The 20235-nt window shown below is 72.0% G+C and carries 20 protein-coding genes and 1 pseudogene; 16 read left to right on the top strand and 5 right to left on the bottom strand.

Annotated features, from left to right (window positions below):
- The coding region (locus ABD879_RS07380) for an FGGY family carbohydrate kinase (protein WP_345018740.1) at nt 1-592 on the bottom strand (592 nt) is incomplete at its 3' end.
- 39 nt (nt 593-631) lie between these two features.
- Nucleotides 632-1459 (bottom strand): MIP/aquaporin family protein, encoded by an 828-nt coding sequence (locus tag ABD879_RS07375; protein ID WP_345018738.1) that lies wholly within the window; start codon nt 1457-1459, stop codon nt 632-634.
- A gap of 339 nt (nt 1460-1798) precedes the next feature.
- Here ABD879_RS07375 and ABD879_RS07370 point away from each other — a divergent pair, with 339 nt between their 5' ends.
- The 7 genes and pseudogenes from ABD879_RS07370 (at nt 1799) to ABD879_RS07340 (ending at nt 6456) form a co-directional block, all read left to right on the top strand.
- On the top strand, nt 1799-2566 hold the full coding sequence (locus ABD879_RS07370; protein WP_345018736.1) for an IclR family transcriptional regulator: 768 nt from the start codon (nt 1799-1801) through the stop codon (nt 2564-2566).
- 31 nt (nt 2567-2597) lie between these two features.
- Nucleotides 2598-4112: a glycerol kinase GlpK gene (glpK, locus tag ABD879_RS07365; RefSeq protein ID WP_345018734.1), complete on the top strand. Its 1515-nt coding sequence runs from the start codon at nt 2598-2600 to the stop codon at nt 4110-4112.
- A gap of 181 nt (nt 4113-4293) precedes the next feature.
- Nucleotides 4294-4437, top strand: coding sequence for a hypothetical protein (locus ABD879_RS07360; RefSeq protein WP_285494976.1), 144 nt, complete (start codon nt 4294-4296; stop codon nt 4435-4437).
- Between the two features lie 192 nt (nt 4438-4629).
- Entirely contained in the window at nt 4630-5055 is a 426-nt protein-coding gene (locus ABD879_RS07355; RefSeq protein WP_345018731.1) for an SgcJ/EcaC family oxidoreductase, read from the top strand.
- 140 nt (nt 5056-5195) lie between these two features.
- On the top strand, nt 5196-5666 hold the full coding sequence (locus ABD879_RS07350) for a hypothetical protein (RefSeq protein ID WP_345018729.1): 471 nt from the start codon (nt 5196-5198) through the stop codon (nt 5664-5666).
- A 105-nt stretch (nt 5667-5771) separates the two neighbouring features.
- Nucleotides 5772-5915 (top strand): annotated as a pseudogene (locus ABD879_RS07345) (GntR family transcriptional regulator); the annotation flags it as partial.
- A gap of 166 nt (nt 5916-6081) precedes the next feature.
- The gene (locus ABD879_RS07340) at nt 6082-6456 is read left to right on the top strand and encodes a hypothetical protein (protein ID WP_345018749.1); all 375 of its coding nucleotides are present in this window, start codon (nt 6082-6084) and stop codon (nt 6454-6456) included.
- Between the two features lie 286 nt (nt 6457-6742).
- On the opposite strand, the gene ABD879_RS07335 is transcribed toward ABD879_RS07340, so the two are convergent.
- The gene (locus tag ABD879_RS07335) at nt 6743-7891 is read right to left on the bottom strand and encodes a LacI family DNA-binding transcriptional regulator (RefSeq protein WP_345018727.1); all 1149 of its coding nucleotides are present in this window, start codon (nt 7889-7891) and stop codon (nt 6743-6745) included.
- A gap of 134 nt (nt 7892-8025) precedes the next feature.
- Between ABD879_RS07335 and ABD879_RS07330 the strand changes: the two genes are divergently transcribed.
- From ABD879_RS07330 to ABD879_RS07300, 7 genes are all read left to right on the top strand, one after another.
- Nucleotides 8026-8922: an ABC transporter permease gene (locus ABD879_RS07330; protein WP_345018725.1), complete on the top strand. Its 897-nt coding sequence runs from the start codon at nt 8026-8028 to the stop codon at nt 8920-8922.
- A 93-nt stretch (nt 8923-9015) separates the two neighbouring features.
- Nucleotides 9016-10038, top strand: coding sequence for an ABC transporter substrate-binding protein (locus ABD879_RS07325; RefSeq protein ID WP_345018723.1), 1023 nt, complete (start codon nt 9016-9018; stop codon nt 10036-10038).
- Between the two features lie 75 nt (nt 10039-10113).
- Nucleotides 10114-10929 (top strand): ABC transporter ATP-binding protein, encoded by an 816-nt coding sequence (locus tag ABD879_RS07320; RefSeq protein ID WP_345018721.1) that lies wholly within the window; start codon nt 10114-10116, stop codon nt 10927-10929.
- Between the two features lie 236 nt (nt 10930-11165).
- The gene (locus tag ABD879_RS07315) at nt 11166-12317 is read left to right on the top strand and encodes a Gfo/Idh/MocA family protein (protein WP_345018719.1); all 1152 of its coding nucleotides are present in this window, start codon (nt 11166-11168) and stop codon (nt 12315-12317) included.
- A 6-nt stretch (nt 12318-12323) separates the two neighbouring features.
- Nucleotides 12324-13547: an SLC5/6 family protein gene (locus ABD879_RS07310; protein ID WP_345018717.1), complete on the top strand. Its 1224-nt coding sequence runs from the start codon at nt 12324-12326 to the stop codon at nt 13545-13547.
- Between the two features lie 96 nt (nt 13548-13643).
- Nucleotides 13644-15758 carry a PQQ-dependent sugar dehydrogenase gene (locus tag ABD879_RS07305; RefSeq protein ID WP_345018715.1) on the top strand — a complete coding sequence of 705 codons (2115 nt, stop codon included), beginning with the start codon at nt 13644-13646 and terminating at the stop codon, nt 15756-15758.
- A 138-nt stretch (nt 15759-15896) separates the two neighbouring features.
- A complete protein-coding gene (locus ABD879_RS07300) occupies nt 15897-16853 on the top strand; it encodes a LamG-like jellyroll fold domain-containing protein (protein ID WP_345018714.1) in 957 nt (318 codons plus the stop codon).
- A gap of 73 nt (nt 16854-16926) precedes the next feature.
- Here the strand turns inward: ABD879_RS07300 and ABD879_RS07295 are convergent, their stop codons facing one another.
- Together ABD879_RS07295 and ABD879_RS07290 are read right to left on the bottom strand one after the other, a co-directional pair.
- Nucleotides 16927-17355 (bottom strand): SRPBCC family protein, encoded by a 429-nt coding sequence (locus tag ABD879_RS07295; RefSeq protein ID WP_345018712.1) that lies wholly within the window; start codon nt 17353-17355, stop codon nt 16927-16929.
- 149 nt (nt 17356-17504) lie between these two features.
- Nucleotides 17505-17873, bottom strand: coding sequence for a phage holin family protein (locus ABD879_RS07290; RefSeq protein ID WP_345018711.1), 369 nt, complete (start codon nt 17871-17873; stop codon nt 17505-17507).
- A gap of 566 nt (nt 17874-18439) precedes the next feature.
- On the opposite strand from ABD879_RS07290, the gene ABD879_RS07285 reads away from it, so the two are divergent.
- Together ABD879_RS07285 and ABD879_RS07280 are read left to right on the top strand one after the other, a co-directional pair.
- On the top strand, nt 18440-19357 hold the full coding sequence (locus ABD879_RS07285) for a DNA-processing protein DprA (RefSeq protein ID WP_345018709.1): 918 nt from the start codon (nt 18440-18442) through the stop codon (nt 19355-19357).
- 163 nt (nt 19358-19520) lie between these two features.
- The gene (locus ABD879_RS07280) at nt 19521-20102 is read left to right on the top strand and encodes a phosphoribosyltransferase (protein ID WP_345018708.1); all 582 of its coding nucleotides are present in this window, start codon (nt 19521-19523) and stop codon (nt 20100-20102) included.
- Nucleotides 20103-20235 lie beyond the last annotated feature (133 nt).

Raw genomic sequence — 20235 nt, 5'->3', positions numbered from 1 at the left:
TCTCCAGGTCCATGAGCATGGTGCGGCTGGCGTTGGTGACGTCGGTGACGTGCACGCCGCCGTCGCGGCCGCCGGTGAGGTTCCACAGCAGCCAGGTGTCGGTGGTGCCGAACAGCGCGTCGCCGGCCTCGGCGGCCTCGCGCACCCCTGCGACGTTCTCCAGGATCCACTGGATCTTGCCGCCGGAGAAGTAGGTGGCGGGGGGCAGGCCCGCCTTGCGGCGGATCACGTCGCCGCGTCCGTCGCGGTCCAGCGCGGCGGCGATGGCGTCGGTGCGGGTGTCCTGCCAGACGATCGCGTTGTGGTACGGGCGGCCGGTGCGGCGGTCCCACACCACGGTGGTCTCGCGCTGGTTGGTGATGCCGAGCCCGGCCAGGTCGCCGTACTGCAGGTTCGCCTTGGTCAGGGCGGTCTCGATGACGGCCCGGGTGCGCTCCCAGATCTCGACGGGGTTGTGCTCGACCCAGCCCGCCCGCGGCAGGATCTGCTCGTGCTCCAGCTGGTGGCGGGCGATCTCGTTGCCGCCGTGGTCGAAGATCATGAACCGGGTGCTGGTGGTGCCCTGGTCGATCGCTCCGACGAAGTCAGCCATGTGTCTCTCTCCAGGTGGTGGGGCGGGATCGGGGGCGGGTCAGGCGGGCTGGTGCTCGGCCTTCTCCGGGACGGCGGCCGCGGCGCCGTCCTCGTCGCCCGGCAGGAACCGGTGGATCAGCGCCTTGTAGAGCCCCGCGCCGAGCACCCCGCCGACCAGCGGGCCCACGATCGGCACCCAGAAGTACAGGTCGCCGTGCTGGTCGCGCCAGGCGGTCTCGTATCCGGTGAGGAACGAGGCCAGGCGCGGGCCGAAGTCGCGGGCGGGGTTGATGGCGTACCCGGCGTCGGTGCCCCAGGCCATGCCGATAGCGACCACCAGCAGGCCGATCACCACGGGGGTCAGGTTGGCCAGCGGCGGCCGGTTGCGGACGTCGGTGAGGGCGAGGATCACGAACAGCAGGATGGCGGTGCCGATGATCTGGTCGCGGAAACCGCCCCACATCGTCACCGGCAGTTCGCCGTTGCCCGGCAGCGTGGAGAACACGCCCTGCGTCTTGATGCTGTGGCCGGGGTCGGCCTTGGCGAGCACCTCGCTGTAGTTCCAGCGGACGACCAGCGCCGCCACGAACGCGCCGGCGGTCTGCGCCAGCACGTACGGCGCGACCTTGCGCCACGGGTGGTCGCGGAAGACCGCCAGGGCGACGGTCACGGCGGGGTTGAGGTGGGCGCCGCTGATGCGCGCCGCCACGTAGACGCCCAGGGTGACGCCGATGCCCCAGGCCCAGGCGATGCTGTCGTGGTCGCCGATGCCGGCCGCGGCGACCTGCGCGACCACTCCGACTCCGAACAGGATGAGGATCATGGTGCCGGCGAACTCGGCGGCGATCTCCCCGGCGAGTCCCGGCTCCCTGCTGCGTACCGCCATGCTGACCTCCTCGGACGGGGCGGGCACAGGCGTGCGGCCGTGGGTGGTCGGGGGGCGGCCGCACGTCGGGGCGAGGGGCGCCGCGTCGGCGGCCGGATCGCGGCCGAGGGGGAGGGCGCGTGCGCTCCTCGGTGCCGTGGACGCTAGAACGGCGCTCGGCGACCGGCAACGGACGGGTGCCGACAATGTCGAACACTTCCCCCGTCTCCCCCGGCCGGTTACCCTCCCAGCTGTGCGGCGGATCACACCATTAGGGCAGTTCGCAGCGGAAATGACGGTGATGCCGACCTATGTCGACAATGTCGGCACCCGCGATGAAGATGAACTACGCTCGCGTCCATGCCGGGACCGGTGCAGTCGATCGAGCGGGCGGCGGCCATTCTGCGGCTGCTGGCCGGCAGCTCGGGCCGGCTGGGCGTCGGGGAGATCGCCCAGTCGCTCGGGCTGGCGCGCGGCACCGCCCACGGCATCCTGCGCACGCTGGAGCGCGTGGGGTTCGTCGAGCAGGACAAGGCCAGCGGGAAGTACCAGCTCGGCGCCGCCCTGCTCCACCTGGGCACCAGCTATCTGGACGTCAACGAGCTGCGTTCGCGCGCCATCAACTGGGCCGACGCGCTGGCCGCCCGCAGCGGCGAGGCGGTGCGCATCGGCACGCTGCTGGACGGCCAGGTCCTCGTCGTGCACCACGTGTTCCGCCCCGACGACACCCTCCAGGCGCTGGACGTCGGCTCGCTGCTGCCGCTGCACGCCACCGCGCTCGGCAAGGCGCTGCTCGCCCACGATGCCAACGCCGCCGCCTGCGTGCGCGGCGTCGCGCTGGAGGCGTTCACCCGCCGCACCGTCACCGACGCCCGGCAGCTGGCCCGCGCCCTGGCCCAGGTCCGCGAGCGCGGCTGGGCGGCGGAGATCGAGGAGCTGTCGATCGGCGAGGCCGCCATCGCCGCGCCGATCCGCGGCCACGGCGGCCTGGTCGTGGGGGCGATCGGGGTGTCCGGGGCGGTCGAGCGCATCTGCGACGCCCAGCGCGTCCCGGCCGCCAAGCTCGTCGGATTCGTGCGGGACGCGGCGCGCGCCGTCTCCCGCGACCTGGGGGGATCGCGCTGGTGACGGCGCCGGCGACGACAGGGGGTGAGGGGCCGTGGTCGAACGCTACGTGATGTCCATCGACCAGGGCACCACGTCGACCCGGTGCATCCTGTTCGACCACAGCGGCCGCCTCGTCGCCGTCGCGCAGCGCGAGCACCGCCAGCACTTCCCCCGGCCCGGCTGGGTCGAGCACGACCCCGTGGAGATCTGGCGCAACCTCGAACGCATCGCGCCCGAGGCCCTCGCCCAGGCCGGCGCCACCCCCGCCCAGGTGGCCGCCGTGGGCATCGCCAACCAGCGCGAGACCACCGTGCTGTGGGACCGGCTGACCGGCGCGCCCGTCGGCCGCGCCCTCGTCTGGCAGGACACCCGCACCGACGCCCTCGTCGAAGAGCTGTCGCGCGCCCCGGGCGCCGGGATCGTCACCGAGCGCAGCGGCCTGCCGCTGGCCACCTACTTCTCCGCCCCGCGCATCCGCTGGACCCTCGACCACGTCCCCGGCCTGCGCGAACGCGCCGAACGCGGCGAGGTGCTGTTCGGCACCATGGAGAGCTGGCTGATCTGGAACCTCAGCGGCGGGGTGGACGGCGGGGTGCACGTCACCGACGTCACCAACGCCAGCCGCACCCTGCTCATGGACCTCAAGACGCTGAGCTGGGACGAGGACCTGCTGGCGTTCTTCGACATCCCCCGGGCCATGCTGCCGGAGATCCGCTCGTCCACCGAGACCTACGCCACCGCCCGCCGGATCTTCCCCGGCGTGCGCATCGGCGCCGCGCTCGGCGACCAGCAGGCCGCGCTGTTCGGGCAGACGTGCTTCTCCCCCGGCGAGACCAAGTGCACCTACGGCACCGGCGCGTTCCTGCTGATGAACACCGGCACCACCCCCGTCCGGTCGGCCAACGGGCTGCTCACCACCGTCGGCTACAAGATCGGCGACGAGCCCGCGGTGTACGCGCTGGAGGGCTCGATCGCGGTGACCGGCGCGCTGGTGCAGTGGTTCCGCGACCGGCTCGGGCTGATCTCCACCGCCCCGGAGATCGAGACGCTGGCCCGCACCGTCGAGGACAACGGCGGCTGCTACATCGTCCCGGCGTTCTCCGGGCTGTTCGCCCCGCACTGGCGCAGCGAGGCCCGCGGCATCATCGTCGGCCTGACCTCCTACATCACCAAGGGGCACCTGGCCCGCGCGGTGCTGGAGGCCACCGGCTGGCAGACCCGCGAGGTGGTGGACGCGATGAACCGCGACTCCGGGCTCAGCCTGCGCGAGCTGAAGGCCGACGGCGGCATGACCGCCGACAACCTGCTCATGCAGTTCGTCGCCGACGTGCTGAACGTGCCGGTCGAGCGGCCCATGGTCGTCGAGACGGTCTCCCTGGGCGCCGCCTACGCCGCCGGGCTCGCCGTCGGCTACTGGCCGGACCTGCGCGGCCTGCGCCGCAACTGGCACCGCGCCGCCCGCTGGGTCCCGTCGATGGACCCGCGGCGGCGGGAGAGCGAGTACGAAAACTGGCGCCGGGCGGTTGAACGCACGTTCGACTGGGCAAAGCCCAATAAACGGGACTGACCAGGCATAACGGTCGTTGCGCAAGGCAGACCCGCGCCTAACGGTCTAGACCATTTTGCGGTAGGGGCCGGGTTATCGGAGAAGATCTGTCCACTTGCAGGTGTTGTACCGCAAGGACGATCGGTCCAACTCACAAGATCATCGGCCGCGGCAGCGGCCCCATGGGAGGAAAACCGCGAACATGAGCAGCCGTCTTGCCAACCCTCGCCGCACCAGGCTCGACGCCTGGCCCAAGCAGCGCACGGTCGACGTACGGACCGACCAGGACGCCAAGCCGGCCGAGTCCACGTCACCCGCGCCCGCGGCAGAGCGCGCCGATCGTTGATCGGCCGACATCCAGGTTGCTCGATGGGCCCGACCGACCACGGGCTTCCTACCCCCAACCGCTGTGCCCGCCGGGGGCGCCCGCGACCGTGACGGCGCCCCCGGCCGGCCCCGGCCGAGTTGACCTCAACCTTGCTTGAGGTTGTTGAGTAGGCCATGGCAGTGATCAACGAACCGCAAGAAGGGCACGGCCATGGCACAGGACATCCTCGTAGTGGGAGACATCCCGGCGGAGACCCAGGCCGCCGTCGTCGACGTGGTCAAGGCGCTGGAAAAGGCGTTCAACGACAAGGATCCGATCGCCCTGAGCGAGCAGTTCGCCGAGCAGACGTCCTGGACGAACGCCGCTGGCAAGCGCCTGGACGGCCGCAAGGCGATCGCGGAGTTCAGCGCCCCGGCGATGCAGACCTTCCTGCGCGACGCCTACGCCCGCTACGACGTCGTCAAGCTGCTGGAACTCGCCCCTGACGTGATCGCGGTGAACGTGACGCAGACCCCCACCGACAGCGGAGGCACCCCTGTCAAGGGAACCCAAGGCACCGCTTTCTACGTCATCGCCAAGCGGCACGACGGCTGGAAGATCGTCGCGGGCCAGAACACCCCGTACACCACCGAGTGACACACGCGGACGGCCTTGGCCGATGCGACGCAGACACCGCGTCGGCCGACATCCAGACCGGTCGTCCGTCCGAACACGGACTCGGGGGCGCCTCCACTCCGGGGGCGCCCCGACGGGTTCGCAGGCGCGATCATCGAGGGGTGAACGTCACGACCCAGCTGGTGCGCGTCTCCTGGACGAAGGCGTCCCGCGGCGCCCCGGGCGCCGCACGCCGCAACGCCTGCCCCGAGGCGTTTCCGCTCCCCTCGGCCGACCCGCCGTTCGTGCACACGGTCCACATGCGCGAGGAACACGACTTCGCCCCGCACGAGACCGTCACCGGGGGCCCGCCGCACCGCGACCTCGTGCACGTCCACGAGCGTGACGGCCTGCTGCACGTCGAACTCAGGCCGTCCCCCTTCGGCAACCCCTGGCGGCAAGGGCGCCCGAAGAACATCCGCCTGGCCGCCGGCGAGACCCTCCGCTGGAAGATCAACTACCGCTTCAGCGGCTACCACGGCTGGTCGTACCGGCTGGACACCCTCAACCTCGCCTACGGCCCCGCCTTCCCGCACAACATCTTCCTGACTCCCCCGACCCACACCATCGACGAACGCGCCCACCTCTTCTGAGCCGCTCTCTCGAAAGTGGGTGGAGCTATTCGTTGCCTGCGGCGCTCTCCACGCAGCGTATCCGTCAATAAGCTTCAACAAATCGGTGAGTGAAGGGTTGGGCACGTGGGGTCAGCGCGGTATCGCGAGATCGCGGAGGACTTGCTGCGGCGCATCGATGAGGGCGAGTGGCAGGCCGGCGAGACCTTGCCGCCGATGGCGCGGCTCGCCGAGCACTACGGCGCCAGCCGCAACGCCGTCGCGCGGGCCGTCGGCAAGCCGGCCGAGCAGGGCCGCCTGGTCTCCGTGCCGCGCAGGGGCACCGTCGTCCGGCCGAAGCACCGCAAGGTCGTCATGCGGACGGACGTGGTCAGGCAACACCCGGCACGTGAAGGACGGCCGGCAGGCCGCGGGCGGGTACAGCTTTCCGGCTGCGATGGGCGACGAGCTGTGGATCCACCACATCACCCCCAAGACCGGCAAGGCTCCGCTCAACGATCCGCGGCTGGCGCACCTGCTGAACGTGCCGGTCGGGGAGGTCGTCACGCGACGGCTCCGGGTCACCGGACCGGAGGGCGAACCGGCCTTCCAGATCTCGACGACGTGGATCCACCCCCGCATCTCGGAGGAGGTGCCGGAGATCGTGCGCATCGGCTGCAGCGCGAAGGACGAGAAGGCCGTCGACGTCACGCAGGTCGTCATCCCGGGTGACCGCATGGAAGAGGTGGCCCGGCTGCGACGCGACGACTCGGCGAAGTGGCCGCACCAGGCCACCGGCCCCGACGGCCCGCCTGTGGCTCCGGGTCCGTAGCCGCGCTCAGCGGCCGACCTCTCACGGCCGCGTTGCTGTGATCCAACGCCCTTGCCTGTTCCCCCGAGGCAGGTTGCGGGCAAGCGCTGACCACAGCTGGTGGATCTTGGCCTGCGGTTCTTGAATGCGGGTGGGGGCACCGGCCGGGTCGTCCGCCGCGCGAGTTGGCCGGGGCGGCGGCCGCCTGCCCGTCTTCGGTGCGGCCGCCCTGCCGACGCCGCGACGTGGTCGGGATCGCCCTGGTCGCCGGGCTGCTGCGGGCCCACCATGATCCACCAGACGTGCGCTAGCGGGCGGGGGCGGCGGAACTGTCAGCGGCGGTTCGGTGCTCGGCGGAGGCGCCGTGTCGGCGGCGGTCGGCGGAGGACGCCGGGCGGGGCGCGCGCGGGGCGGGAGCGCTGGGGGGCGGGGCGGTGCTGGCGCGGAGGATGACCCGGCCGGCGATGCGTTCGATGCGGCTGCGGCTGGCGCGGGGCTCCTTGAGGGCCAGGCGCATGGCGCGTTCGCCCATCTCGTCCAGCGGGAGGGACACCGTGGTGAGGGGCGGGGTCAGGTCTGCGACGATCGGGATGTCGTCGAAGCCCGCCAGGGACACCTCGCCGGGCACGTCGACGCCGTGGTCGCGCAAGGCGGTCAGCGCGCCGATCGCCATCACGTCGGTGACCGCGAACACGCAGGTGGGACGGGGGTCGAGGCGGAGCAGTTCGGTGGCGGCCGCGTAGCCGCCGTCGCGGGTGAAGCCGCCCTCCACCACGCGGGGGCGCAGCCCGGCGTCGGCCAGCGCGCCGGTGAAGCCGGCCAGCCGGTCGGCGACCGTGGTCAACGAGCGCGGGCCGGTCAGCACCGCGAAGTCGCGGTGGCCGAGGTCGAGCAGGGCGCGCGCCAGGGCGGCGGCGCCCTCGCGGTTCTGCGGCTGGACGGTGTCGACGCGCAGGCTGCGGTGGCGGCTGACGACCGCGACGCGGCCGCCGGCGCGCACGTAGGGGTCCAGTTCGGCGGCCATGGCGCGTTCCCAGGCGCGGTCCTCGAAGCCGGAGCCGATGAGCAGGATGGCGCGGGCGCGCTGGGCGCGCAGCATCGCGATGTACTCGATCTCGCGGTCGGGGTCGCGGAAGGTGCTGGCCAGCATGACCAGCAGGCCGTGTTCGGCGGCGGTGCGCATCACCCCCCGGGAGATCGCGGCGAAGTAGGGGTCGCTGACGTCGTGGCAGATCACGCCGATGGCCTTGCTGGACGCGCTGGCCAGGGCCTGGGCGTGCGCGTTCGGCGCGTACGCCAGCTCGGCGGCCGCGGCCAGCACCCGCTCGCGCAGGTCGGCGCGCACCTGCGCGGTGCCGTTGAGCACCCGGGACGCCGTCGCCAGCGACACCCCTGCCCGCCGCGCCACATCGCGCAGGGTCACGTGCGAACGCCCAGGTCCCGTCTGCACTCCCATCGCCGCCTCTCGGTCGCCCCGATCGCGCGGTCACTTTCCGATCCGCCTCTTGACCGCACGCTGCGTCGTTCTTACGGTACATCAGAAAGCGCTTTCTGAAATCGCTTTCCAAGCCGACCACGGAGGTGGCCCCGATGGTGAGCCAGGGCACGACGTCGACGTCCACGGCGGCGTCCGCGACGCCCGCGGCCGAGAACTCGCCGCACGCGGCGGTGGTCGAACGCGGCCGCCCGCCCCTGGGCGAACGGGCCCGAGAGGCCCTGGAACGGTCCTGGCGGCCGGTGGCGATGCTGCTGGCCTGCCTGGCCGCCTGGTGGGCGGTCACCGCGGCCGAACTCGTGGAGTCCTACCTGGTGCCCTCGCCGGGGGCCACGCTCGACCTGATGGTCGACAAATGGGGCTACATCTGGCACCACAGCTGGGTGACCACGTACGAGACGGTGGCCGGGTTCATCCTGGCCGCGCTGATCGGCGTGGCCGCGGCCGTGGTGATGGTGTACTCCTCCTCGGTGGAGCGCACGCTCTACCCGATCCTGCTGTTCGCGCAGGTCATCCCGAAGATCGCGGTCGCCCCGCTGTTCGTGGTGTGGCTGGGCTTCGGGGTGACGCCCAAGATTTTCGTCGCGGTGCTGATCGCGTTCTTCCCGGTGGTCATCGCCATGGTGACCGGCCTGAAGTCGGTGGATCCGGAGATGCTGCAGCTGTCGGCCACCATGGGCGCCGGGCCCTGGAAGACGTTCGCCAAGATCCGCTTCCCGGCCTCGCTGCCGCACCTGTTCTCCGGGCTGAAGGTGGCGGTGACCCTGGCCGTCACCGGCGCCGTGGTGGGCGAGTTCGTCGGCGCCAACGAGGGCCTGGGCTATGTGATCCAGCAGGCCAACGGCAACCTGGACACCCCGATGCTGTTCGCCGCGCTGCTGGTGATGTCGGCGCTCGGCGTCGTGCTGTTCGTGCTGATCGAGCTGGCCGAACGGCTGCTGCTGCCCTGGCACGCCAGCCGCCGGACGGACGCCGCGACCACCACCTTCTGAGCGGACGCCGCGTCCGCATCCCACCCCCCCATGCCGCCGCACCCCGCTTCGACCCCCAGCGGCGTGACCCACCCCATCCTCGGAGGCCGGACAATGAGACGACTTGCCACCCTGGCGGCCACCGCCCTGATCCCCGCGCTGGCGCTGTCCGCGTGCGGCGGCGGTGACAGCGAGGAGACCACCAGCGCCTCGGGCAAGAAGCTGAAGAAGGTCACCCTGACCCTCAACTGGTACCCCTACGGGGAGCACGCGCCGTTCTACTACGGCAAGAAGAAGGGCATCTACGAAAAGCACGGCATCGACCTGACGATCAACGCGGGCCAGGGCTCGCAGAAGACCGTCCAGGCGACCGGCGCGGGGCAGACCGACTTCGGCTGGGCCGACACCCCGGCGCTGCTGGCGGCCGTCGACAAGGGCATGCCGGTCAAGAGCATCGGCGTGTTCCTGCAGACCACCCCGGCGTCGGTGCAGTCGTTCACCGCCACCGGCATCACCAAGCCCGCCGACCTGAAGGGCAAGCGCATCGCGGGCACCGCGGGCGACGCGCTGTCGCGCACCTTCCCGGTCTTTTTGAAGAAGAACGGGCTGAGCGAGAGCGACGTGCGCATCCAGAACACCGACCCGGCGGGCAAGATGTCGGCGGTGATCTCCGGGCAGGCCGACGGGCTGCTCGGCTACGCCAGCGACCAGGGCCCGACCATGCAGAACAAGGCGGGCAAGCCGGTGTCGTACCTGCGCTTCTCGGAGTACGGGCTGAACTTCTACTCCAACGGGCTGCTGGTCGGCGAGCGCAAGCTGAACAGCGACCGCGACCTGGTGAAGAAGATGGTCGCCGCGACCAGCGAGGCGTGGACGGCGGCGCAGTCCGACCAGGCGGGCGCGGTGGCGTCCATGCAGGGCGCCTCCGAGCAGCTGCCGCCGGAGTCGGTGCTGACCGAGCAGTTCAAGACGACGCTGACGCTGCTGCACACGCCCAACACCCAGGGCAAGGCGCCCGGCGTCAACACCGAGGCGGACTGGAAGCAGACGATCGACGTCTTCCACCAGGCCGGTGTGATCGAAAAGGCCCAGCCGCCGTCGGAGTACTGGCTGGCCGACACCGCGCCGCAGGGGTGACACGCAGGTGAGCGGGCCGGCGGGGCGCTCCGGCGGCCGCACCGACGAGCGACGGGACGAGCAGCGATGAGGATCATGAGCAAGGCGGAGACAGCGGCCGAGGCACCGGACCGGGCGACCGAGAACGCCGTGGAGCTCGACGGCGTGGCGGTGCGCTTCCGCACCCGAAAGCGCGACGTGACGGCGCTGGCCGAGGTCTCGCTGACCGTGCCGATGGGCCAGTTCGTGGCGATCGTCGGGCCGTCGGGCTGCGGCAAGTCGACGCTGCTGAAGCTGGTGTCGGGGCTGCTGAAGCCGTCGTCGGGCACGGCGCGGCTGCGCGGCGAGACGGTGACCGGTCCCCGGCACGACATCGGCTACGTCTTCCAGCGGGCGGCGCTGCTGGAGTGGCGCACGGCCAAGCGCAACATCCTGCTGCAGGCGGAGATGCGCGGCATGCCCGCCGAGCAGGCCCGGCGGCGCACCGCCGAGCTGATGGCGATGACCGGGCTGACCGGCTTCGAGGACGCCTATCCGCACGAGCTGTCGGGCGGCATGCAGCAGCGCGTGGCGCTGTGCCGGGCGCTGCTGCACGAGCCGCCGGTGCTGCTGATGGACGAGCCGTTCGGCGCCCTGGACGCCCTCACCCGCGAGCAGCTCAACATCGAGCTCAACCGGATCTGGCGGGAGACGGGCACCACGGTGCTGCTGGTCACGCACTCCGTCGCCGAGGCGGCATACCTGGCCAACCGGGTGGTGGTGATGACGTCCCGGCCGGGCCGGATCGCGGAGATCATCGACGTGGACCTGCCGGCGGAGCGCGAGTACTCCACCACGGTGGCCACCCCGGAGTTCGCGCGGGTCACCGCCCGCATCCGCGAGCTGCTGGGCGCCGGCGCCGCCGCCGACTGACCGGTCCCGGGCGGCGCGCGGGCCGCCCGCCACGGCTTCCGGGGTCGAGCCACCGGGCCGTGGGCAGGTCGCCGCGCCGGAACCGGGCCGCCGGGCCAGGTGCAGGCCGCCTGGCCCGGGCCCGGGGGCGCGGGAGCGAAGAGGACAGCCGCCAGGCGATCGAGCCGCCCGGCGAGGACCGAGGTCGCGGACGCGGCGAAACGGCGCCGCGGAAGCGACGGACACAGGAGGAACGGATGGCACGCAGGCCCCTCGGGATCGTCATGAACGGCGTGACCGGCCGGATGGGGTACCGGCAGCATCTGCTGCGCTCGATCCTGGCGATCCGCGACCAGGGCGGGCTGCGGCTGGCCGACGGGACCGTGCTGTGGCCGGAGCCGGTGCTGGTCGGGCGCAGCGCCGACAAGCTGCGCGCCCTGGCCGACCGGCACGGGCTCACCGAGTGGACGACCGACCTGAACGCGGCGCTGGAACGATCCGATGTCGAGATCTACTTCGACGCGCAGGTGACCAGCGCGCGGGCCGCGGCGATCCGCGCCGCGGTCGCCGCGGGCAAGCACGTCTACACCGAGAAGCCGCTGGCCGAGGACACCGGTGAGGCGGTGGCGCTGGCGCGGCTGGCCGACGAGGCCGGTGTCAAGCACGGCGTCGTGCAGGACAAGCTGTTCCTGCCGGGGCTGCGCAAGCTGAAGCGGCTGGTGGACGGCGGTTTCTTCGGCCGGATCCTGTCGGTGCGCGGCGAGTTCGGCTACTGGGTGTTCGAGGGCGACTGGCAGGAGGCCCAGCGGCCCAGCTGGAACTACCGGGCCGAGGACGGCGGCGGCATCATCCTCGACATGTTCGCCCACTGGCGGTACGTGCTGGAGGACATCTTCGCGCCGGTGCGGTCGGTGCAGTGCCTGGGCGCCACGCACATCCCCGAGCGGGTGGACGAGAACGGCAAGACCTACACCTGCACCGCCGACGACGCCGCGTACGGCATCTTCGAACTGGACGGCGGGATCGTCGCGCAGATCAACTCCTCCTGGACCACCCGGGTGTTCCGCGACGAGCTGGTGGAGTTCCAGGTGGACGGCACCGAGGGCAGCGCCGTCGCGGGGCTGCGCCGCTGCCGCGTCCAGCACCGCGCCATGACGCCCAAGCCGGTGTGGAACCCCGACCTTCCCGTCACCGAGAAGTTCCGCGACCAGTGGCAGGAGGTCCCCGACAACGCGGACTTCGACAACGGCTTCAAGGTGCAGTGGGAGATGTTCCTGCGGCATGTCGCCGAGGACGCGGAGTTCACCTGGGACTTCTACGCCGGGGCGCGCGGCGTGCAGCTCGCCGAGCTGGGCCTGCGGTCCTGGCGGGAGGGGCGCCGCATCGAGATCCCCGACCTGGGCCGCTGACCGCTCATGGCGGGCGCGTCGGACCGGTCCGGGCCCGCCGGCTCCGCCGGCGTCCCCGAGCGGACGTGGCGGAACGCGGCGGGCGCGTGGCTGGGCATCGGCACGGCGCCGGGCGCGCTGGTGCTCGGTGCGCAGATCGGCGGGCGGCACGACGGCGTCCTGCCGGTGCTGGTGCTGGCGGCGGGCGGCGCGGTCATGGCGCTGCTGCTGGCGGCGGGCGGGCGGCTGGGGCTGCGGCCGCCGCGCGGCGACGGCGTGGCGGTGGCCGCGCTGATGCCGCGGTATCTGCCCGGCCCGGCCGAGCGGACGCTGACCGGGCTGCTCGCGGTGGCGATGGTCGGCTGGTTCGGGTTCAACGTTGGCCTGGGCGGGGCGGCGCTGGGCGAGCTGACCGGGCTGGCCGCCCCGGTCGGGGTGGCGCTGCTGGCGGTGCCGCTGGTGGCGGTGCTGCTGGGCGGCAGCGGCCGCTGGAACGCGGTGGCGGTGGGGACCACGCTCACCGCGATCGCGCTGGTGGCGATCGTGGCGGTGCGGCTGGCGCCGCCGGACCCGCCGGTGGTGTGGTCGCGCGCGGGACCGCCGGTCACGCTGGTGACCGACCTGGCGGGCTACGTCGGCTACGTGTCGGTGTTCGCGGTGCGCGCGCCCGACTTCACGGTGGGGCTGCGCGACCGCCGCGACCTGGCCTGGTGCGTGGGCCTGCTGGTGGTCCCGGCGCTGGCGGCCTCGGTGGTCGGGGCCGGGCTGGCGGCCTCCAGCGGCTCGACCGACGTGGTCGCGGTGCTGGCCGGGCCGCACGGGCTGCCGGTGGCGAACCTGTTCGTGGCCGCGTCGGTGATCGCACCGACGCTGGCGACGGTGCATTCGGGGGTGTTCGCCGTCCGGCGGTTCGCCCCGCCGCTGCCGCACGCGGCGGCGGTGCTGGCGATCGCGGTGCCGGGCTCGGTGCTGGCCGCGCTGCGCGTGGACCAGATGCTGCTGTCCTGGCTGACCCTGCTGGCGGCGGCGCTGCCGGCGCTCATCCCGCCGCTGGCGGCCGAGGCGGCGCGGCGGCGCCGGGGGCGTCCGGCGCGGCCCGTGTCCACCTGGCTGTGGGCGCCTGCGGCGGGCGCCGCGCTGGTGCTCACACTGGCCGGGTTCGCGGCGGCGGCCCCGGCCGGACTCCTGGTTTCGGCTGTGCTGACCTTGGGGCACCACTGCGTCCGAAACCGGCCACACCAGCAACCATAAGTTCATTCTTGACGGACCGGATCGACACTCGTACGTTCTAGGAAAGCGCTTACAGAAAGCGCTTTCACCCCACCCCCCACCCCCTGGAGGGCCGGAATGACAGAAATCCGCTGGTCTCCTCCGAAACTGGTCGCACTCGTCACAGCCCTGTTCACGGCGCTGGTCGCCGCGCTGCTGGCGGCCCCGCCGCAGGCGAAGGCGGACGACCCGATCGTCGACCCCATTCCCGAGGACCCCGCACCGTCCGGAATCGGGCTGGTCCTCAAAGAGGTCGCCCAGCTCCCCGAGTCCACCCCCACCCCGGCCGACATGGTCACCGACCCGCGGCTGGTGCGGCGCAACCGCATCAACTACGTGGGCGAGGTGCCCGACAACTCCGGCCGCCTGTACGTGCCGGACCTGAACGGCAACCTGTACTTCCTGGACAAGAAGACCTACCGGCACCACGTCTACCTGGACGTCAAGGCCCGGTTCCCCGACTTCTTCTCCGCCCAGGGCCTCGGCCAGGGCTTCGGCTTCGTCGCCTTCCACCCCGACTTCAAGCGCAACGGCAAGTTCTACACCGTGCACGTGGAGTCCGGTAACGCGCTGACCACCAAGAAGCCCGACCTGACGCCGCAGCCGAACACCGCCTACCACGGCATCGTCAGCGAGTGGACGGCCGACGACCCGTCCGCGCAGACCTTCAGCGGCACCCACCGCGAGCTGCTGCGCATCGGGTTCTCCGGACGGATCCACGGCATCCAGCAGATCGACTTCAACCCCAACGCCCGGCCCGGCAGCGCCGACTACGGCAAGCTCTACCTGGCGGTCGGCGACGGCGGCAACGGCAACGTCGGCGACAACGGCGGCGACCCGCAGAACCTCGCCGTCCCGCAGGGCAAGATCCTGCGCATCGACCCGGCCGGCGACAACAGCGACAACGGCAAGTACGGCATCCCCGCCGACAACCCCTACGCCGGCCGCGACGGCGTGGTCAAGGAGATCTACGCCGTCGGCATGCGCGACCCGCACCGGTTCAGCTGGGACACCGGCGGGCAGAAGCGCATGTTCCTCGGCCACATCGGCGAGCACGCCATCGAGGCCGTCTACGACGTGCGCCCCGGCGACAACTTCGGCTGGAGCGAGCGCGAGGGCGCGTTCCGGTTCGACAAGAACGACCGCTGCTACCTGCACCCGCTGCCCGAGGACGACGCCGAGTACGGCTACACCTACCCGGTGGCGGCCTACGACCACGACCGTCCGCCGAACCTGTCCTGCACCGCCGACAGCGGCAACGCCATCTCCACCGGCTTCGTCTACCGCGGCGGGAAGCTGCCGGCCCTGCGCGGCAAGCTGCTGATCACCGACATCGTCAACGGCCGGCTGCTGTACGCCGAGGAGAAGGAGATGCAGCGCGACCCGACCGGGCAGAAGCGCGCGCAGCTCTACTCGATGGCCGCCTACGACACCGAGGGCAACCCCGTCACGCTGCAGCAGCTGGCCGGCGACACCCGGGTGGACGCCCGGTTCGGCAAGGACGCGCAGGGCGAGCCGTACCTGCTGGCCAAGGCCAACGGCAAGATCTGGAAGGTCGTCGGCACCAAGACCTTCGCCGACTGCCGCACCACGCCGGTCCGCGTGCAGGCCACCTCGGGCAAGGACTGGGCGCCGGTCACCCCGTCCAAGTGGCGGTTCAACGGCCGCGAGGCCGTGCTGGCCGAGGCGGGCACCGAGCGTCCCGGCCCGCGCCGCCCGTACGAGTACGCCGTGCTGACCAAGGGCCCGCAGCTCGGCTCCAGCGAGATCACCGCCAAGGTCCGGCTGGACACGCCGGTGTCGGTCAGCAACCGCGACGTCGTCCTGGTCTTCGGCTACCAGTCCGACACCCGCTTCTACTACGCGCACCTGTCCAGCGACAACACCATCTACCCGCACAACGGGATCTTCGTGGTGAACGACGCCGACCGGACGCGCATCGACCAGCAGTGGAACGGCGACCGGCTCGTCCCGCACGGCGCGCCGCCCGCCGTCACCGACGAGGCGTGGCACGACGTGCGCGTCAAGCACTGCGCGGACACCGGCGAGATCGCCGTCTACCTGGACGGCTCCAAGCGCCCGCTGATGACGGCCGTGGACACCACGTTCCGCTCCGGCCGGGTGGGCTTCGGCTCGTTCGACAACGTCGGCAGCGTCCGCGACCTGACCGTCACCGGGACCCGCGCCGGCTGATCACCAGGTGACCGGCACGGCCGCCTTGCGACGCTCCGACGGCCGTGCGGCCGGCCCCGGGCGGGCGCCAGACCTCCCTCGCCCGCCCGGGGCCGCCCCTTCGTCCCACGGACACTCCCCCGCCCCAAGGAGAAGACGATGATCGTTCGCCGTATCGCGGTGGCGGCGCTGCTCGGCGGCGCGCTCGCCGCGGTCCCGGCGCAGGCCCAGGCCGACGCGGCGTCGGGCAAGGGCCGCCCGGACGTGTTCCCCAGCCTCCGGCACGGCCTGGTGGCGCACTACGACTTCGAGCACCCCGTCAAGGGCGACCCGGCGCGCGAACGCGACCTCGGCCCGTCCGGCACCGACATCGACCTGGTCAACGGCGGCGCCGCCATGCGGGTGCCGGACGGCGCGCACCGCGGCAGCAAGGGCTCGATCCAGCTCGGGCAGGTCAACCCGACCGCCGCGGGCAACGACGACTGGAAGGCCGGGATCTACTCCGAGACCGGCGTGCCGACGCTGCGCGCGTTCAACGCCACGCGCGGCGCCACCGTGCTGGGCTGGTTCAAGATGACCGGCGCCAACCCGAGCCCGAACTCCAACACCGCCGACCCCGACGACAGGTACAACGCGACCGGACTGGCGGGCGTGCTGAGCGGCGACTCCAACGGCCACGACGTGCGCGCCCTCCTGGAGATCATCGACGTGCAGGGACAGCAGCGCGTCGTCGCCCTCGGCCGCCGCATCGACGGCGGCAACTCCCAGACCTTCGCCGCCGACGAGGACTGGCAGAAGATCCTGCCGCTGAACACCTGGGTGTTCCTGGCCGCGACGTTCGACTTCGACAAGGGCACCATGGCCCTGTACAAGAACGGCAAGCCGCTGTCCGGCTTCTACACCCGCACCGACGACCCGTGGGCCATCGGCGGCACCCCCGGCCCGCACACGACCAGCGCGACCGACCCGCGCGGCATCAAGATCGGCGGCAGTTTCCCGCAGAACACGCGGGAGCAGAACCCCTGCAACTGCCGCATCGACAGCGTCATGCTGTTCGACCGCCCGCTGACCGCCTGGGAGATCGAACGGCAGTACCACCTCGTCGCCCGCAGGTAGGCGGGCCATGACGCCCGGCCCGGTCGGCGGGAACCGCCCCGCCGATCGGGCCGGCTCCATGTCCGGGCGGCGGTCAGCTCCCGCCGGGCTGTCCGGCGCGGCGGGCGACCTCCTGCGCCAGGCGGTCCAGCGACTGCCGCAGCTCGCGTTCGGCGTGGTCGTACGCCTGCGTCTCCCCCGTCGCCTCCGGCTGGTCGCCGAGGAACGACAGGTGCACCACGACCTCGCTGGTGCCCCCGGGGTTGTCCATGACCTGGAGCCAGCCCGCGTAGTCGCGCGTGCCCCGGCTCTCCCATTCCAGCCGGAACCGCTCGGGCGAGGTGCGCACGACGCCCTCGCGGTCGACGCCGTGGGCGTGGTCCTTTGCCTCGGCGAAACCGGGGGCGGTCTCGTGCACGTCGATCTCGCCGGGCAGCCACCGGTGCATGTTCGCCGTGTCCGCGGCGACGTCGAACACCACGCGGCCGTCGGCCGGCATCGTGCGGCTGGCCTCGTACTCCATGGCCCTCACTCCCGGATCTGGACGACGGGGTAACGGCTACCCGGAAATATCCGCCCTAACCTGCCCAAACTCCGGCCTGATCACGTCCACGCGGTCGAACCCCTCCTCCACGGCCGGGGGAACGGCGACGACGTCGGGCCGCACCCGGCCTATTCACCGCCCGCCGCGTCCGCGAGGATCTCGGCGACCTTGCGGGCGGTCTCGGTCGGCAGCGGCACCGGATGGCCCCGCCACCGCCGCACCGCCGCCATCGCCGCCGCCCCGGCCCCGCCGCCGTACGCGGCGGCCGCCACGGCCGCGGCGAGTTCGGGCCGCAGCCTCTTCTCCAGCAGCAGCACGCTCAGCCGGTACGAGGCCGCGGTCGCCAGCGCGCCGAGCGTCCCGGCCACCATGCCCATCTGCACGGCCGGCAGCCGGCGCTGCGCCTTGTCCCACATCTCCCGCTGCGCCGCCTCGGCCACGTCCCGCGTGATCGCCACGCTCTGGTCGAGCGCCTCTCGCGGGGCCTGTTTAACCATGCCCGTCCCCTACCCACCCCCACCTTCCTAAGCATGTGAGCCCCTACCACAGCACCACACCTGGACGATCCGCGACAGCGTTCCCCATCGCCGAGGGGCAGCCCCAGCGGCCACCGCAGCCGCGCCCGGCAAGGCCGGTGGCGTTACCAGCCCCCGGCACACTGCTTCCGGGGCGACGGTGCATTCACGGCTGGTCGCGTACCCGTCGGCCCCGTCGTGGGCGAACAGCGCAACCGGACAGCAGGCATCGCCGCGCTCGAATTCGATCACGATGCCGCGACGAGCCCCAACCATCAAGTGCGGCAGAAACGGTTCCGTTCTGCGCCATCAGGCGGCGATGTACGGCCCGTCGGAACTGACAGCCGAGCGGGGCCAATGCGGCCGAGGCGCCGCTCCACGACAGCGGTCCAAGAACGGTCGAGTCGCCACGAGGGCGCGCGCTACCTGGCATCCTGGGCCGAGCCCTCGCTCCGCCACCACCTCGGACGACCACGTTCGCACATACTTTCGATAAAACAGGGACCTACCCCGCCGCTGTGACGGTGCCCCGGGTTAGCATCTGGGACATGGACCCCCAGCTGCGAGAACGGAGCGCTCTCGTCGCCCTGCTGCGTCTGCCAGGGGCACAGTGGCAAGAGACGGCCCAGGAGGTCCTGGAGGCCGACAGCGCCGTCGATGTGCTGGCGCGACGGCTCCGCCCACAGGAGGTCCTGTTCACCGAAGGAGACCCTGTCGAAGAGGCGATCGAGGAGGCCGCCCGCGACGTGACGGCCTGGCAGGCCGAGGGGCTGGGCGTGCACGCCTTCTTCGACCCGCGTTATCCGGCGCAGCTGCGCGAGATCCACCAGATGCCGCCGATCCTGTTCACCAGGGGCGCACTCGCCGAGGACCGCCGGGCCATCGCGGTGGTCGGCACCCGGCAGGCCAGCCCGGAGGGCCTGCGGATCGCCGACACCGTGGCCTGCGAACTGGCCGCCGATGGAGTCACCGTGGTCAGCGGCCTGGCCAGAGGCATCGACACGGCCGCGCACCGCGCTGCGCTGAGGGCGGGCGGTCGCACCGTCGCCGTGATCGGAACCGGGATCCGGCGGCACTATCCGGCGGAGAACCGCGAGCTTCAGGAGCAGATCACCCGTCAGGGCCTGGTGATCAGCCAGTTCTGGCCGGACGCACCGCCGCACAAGCGCAGTTTTCTCATGCGCAACGCCGTCATGAGCGGTTATGCTGCGGCCACTCTGGTCGTCGAAGCGCCGTGGCGCAGTGGCGCGCGCAGCCAGGCGGGGCTCGCCCTCGCCCACGGCCGACCGGTGATCATCACCGACAGGCTGCTGGAGCATGACTGGGCGCGCGATTTCGCTCGGCGCCCCGGTGTTCACGTGGTGCACAGCGCGGCGGAGATGCTCGACGTCGCCAACACACTGATCCGCCGGGCCGAGATATCGCCGGACTCGCTTTCGGAGGCGCCCCCCTTTGCCTGGACGTGACCCTGTCGCGCCGCTGCGCGCCTGGCTCGCCGAACACGCCCAGTACCTTCGCAATCCGCTCCCGGCCGGGGCCGGAATCTGCATGACGTGCAGGGGTCCTGCCGGCTCCTCGTTCCTCCGCTGCATACCGTGCGACAAGCACTTCCGGGCGGCCCCGGACAGCATGGCCGACGTCGTGGCGCCGATCTCCTACGCCCACGCGCATGAGCAGCACATGCACGACCTTCGCACGTACAAGTGGCGCACCCCGCCGGAGATCAGCCGCAGCCGGTTACTCAGTCTGCTCGTCGTGTTCCTCGCCGACCACGGCCGCTGCCTGGTGGAAGCGGCGGGAGGCACGGCTCCGTCCGCCGCGGCGGTCGTGCCGAGCACCAAGGGGCGGCCCGGCCTGCATCCGCTCCGGACGCTGATAGGCGACCGGCTCGGCCTCCCCTGGCTGCCGCTCGCCCCCGGGGCGAGGCCGGACGGCCAGAGCCGCACGTTCCAGCGGGACAGATTCGGCCTGAACGACCGGGCGCGCGAGTGGGTGGAGGGCCGGACCGTCCTCCTGATCGACGACACGTGGACGACCGGATCGCGGATCCAGTCGGCGTCCCACACGCTCAAGGCCGCGGGTGCGGCGAAGGTGGTGGCGGTCGTGCTCGGACGGCGTGTCAATCCAGTCTGGGATGAGTGGCGGCCGATCCTCCAGAAGGTCCGAGACGAGCCGTTCCGGATGGACGACTGCCCTTTTCACATCCGCTGACGGGAGAGCGTCGCGGGCACGGTCCTCGACCGCGGACTTCGGAGTCGGCGAGGTCGTCCACGAGCCGCGGCGCGCGGCCGGTCGAGAAGTCCGCATCGACGGCACTGGAGGAGGCGCACCGGTCACGGTCACT

Source organism: Actinomadura keratinilytica (assembly GCF_039539665.1).
Lineage (GTDB): Bacteria > Actinomycetota > Actinomycetes > Streptosporangiales > Streptosporangiaceae > Spirillospora > Spirillospora keratinilytica.
This window is presented reverse-complemented; position numbering and strand designations above follow the sequence as displayed.

Excerpts from the sequence above, each read along its gene's own strand:
- ABD879_RS07375 (WP_345018738.1), bottom strand. The coding sequence starts at position 1,459 with ATGGCGGTACGCAGCAGGGAGCCGGGACTCGCCGGGGAGATCGCCGCC.
- ABD879_RS07370 (WP_345018736.1), top strand. The coding sequence starts at position 1,799 with ATGCCGGGACCGGTGCAGTCGATCGAGCGGGCGGCGGCCATTCTGCGG.
- ABD879_RS07360 (WP_285494976.1), top strand. The coding sequence starts at position 4,294 with ATGAGCAGCCGTCTTGCCAACCCTCGCCGCACCAGGCTCGACGCCTGG.
- ABD879_RS07355 (WP_345018731.1), top strand. The coding sequence starts at position 4,630 with ATGGCACAGGACATCCTCGTAGTGGGAGACATCCCGGCGGAGACCCAG.
- ABD879_RS07340 (WP_345018749.1), top strand. The coding sequence starts at position 6,082 with ATGGGCGACGAGCTGTGGATCCACCACATCACCCCCAAGACCGGCAAG.
- ABD879_RS07335 (WP_345018727.1), bottom strand. The coding sequence starts at position 7,891 with ATGGGAGTGCAGACGGGACCTGGGCGTTCGCACGTGACCCTGCGCGAT.
- ABD879_RS07330 (WP_345018725.1), top strand. The coding sequence starts at position 8,026 with ATGGTGAGCCAGGGCACGACGTCGACGTCCACGGCGGCGTCCGCGACG.
- ABD879_RS07325 (WP_345018723.1), top strand. The coding sequence starts at position 9,016 with ATGAGACGACTTGCCACCCTGGCGGCCACCGCCCTGATCCCCGCGCTG.
- ABD879_RS07320 (WP_345018721.1), top strand. The coding sequence starts at position 10,114 with ATGAGCAAGGCGGAGACAGCGGCCGAGGCACCGGACCGGGCGACCGAG.
- ABD879_RS07315 (WP_345018719.1), top strand. The coding sequence starts at position 11,166 with ATGGCACGCAGGCCCCTCGGGATCGTCATGAACGGCGTGACCGGCCGG.
- ABD879_RS07310 (WP_345018717.1), top strand. The coding sequence starts at position 12,324 with ATGGCGGGCGCGTCGGACCGGTCCGGGCCCGCCGGCTCCGCCGGCGTC.
- ABD879_RS07305 (WP_345018715.1), top strand. The coding sequence starts at position 13,644 with ATGACAGAAATCCGCTGGTCTCCTCCGAAACTGGTCGCACTCGTCACA.
- ABD879_RS07300 (WP_345018714.1), top strand. The coding sequence starts at position 15,897 with ATGATCGTTCGCCGTATCGCGGTGGCGGCGCTGCTCGGCGGCGCGCTC.
- ABD879_RS07295 (WP_345018712.1), bottom strand. The coding sequence starts at position 17,355 with ATGGAGTACGAGGCCAGCCGCACGATGCCGGCCGACGGCCGCGTGGTG.
- ABD879_RS07290 (WP_345018711.1), bottom strand. The coding sequence starts at position 17,873 with ATGGTTAAACAGGCCCCGCGAGAGGCGCTCGACCAGAGCGTGGCGATC.
- ABD879_RS07285 (WP_345018709.1), top strand. The coding sequence starts at position 18,440 with ATGGACCCCCAGCTGCGAGAACGGAGCGCTCTCGTCGCCCTGCTGCGT.
- ABD879_RS07280 (WP_345018708.1), top strand. The coding sequence starts at position 19,521 with ATGGCCGACGTCGTGGCGCCGATCTCCTACGCCCACGCGCATGAGCAG.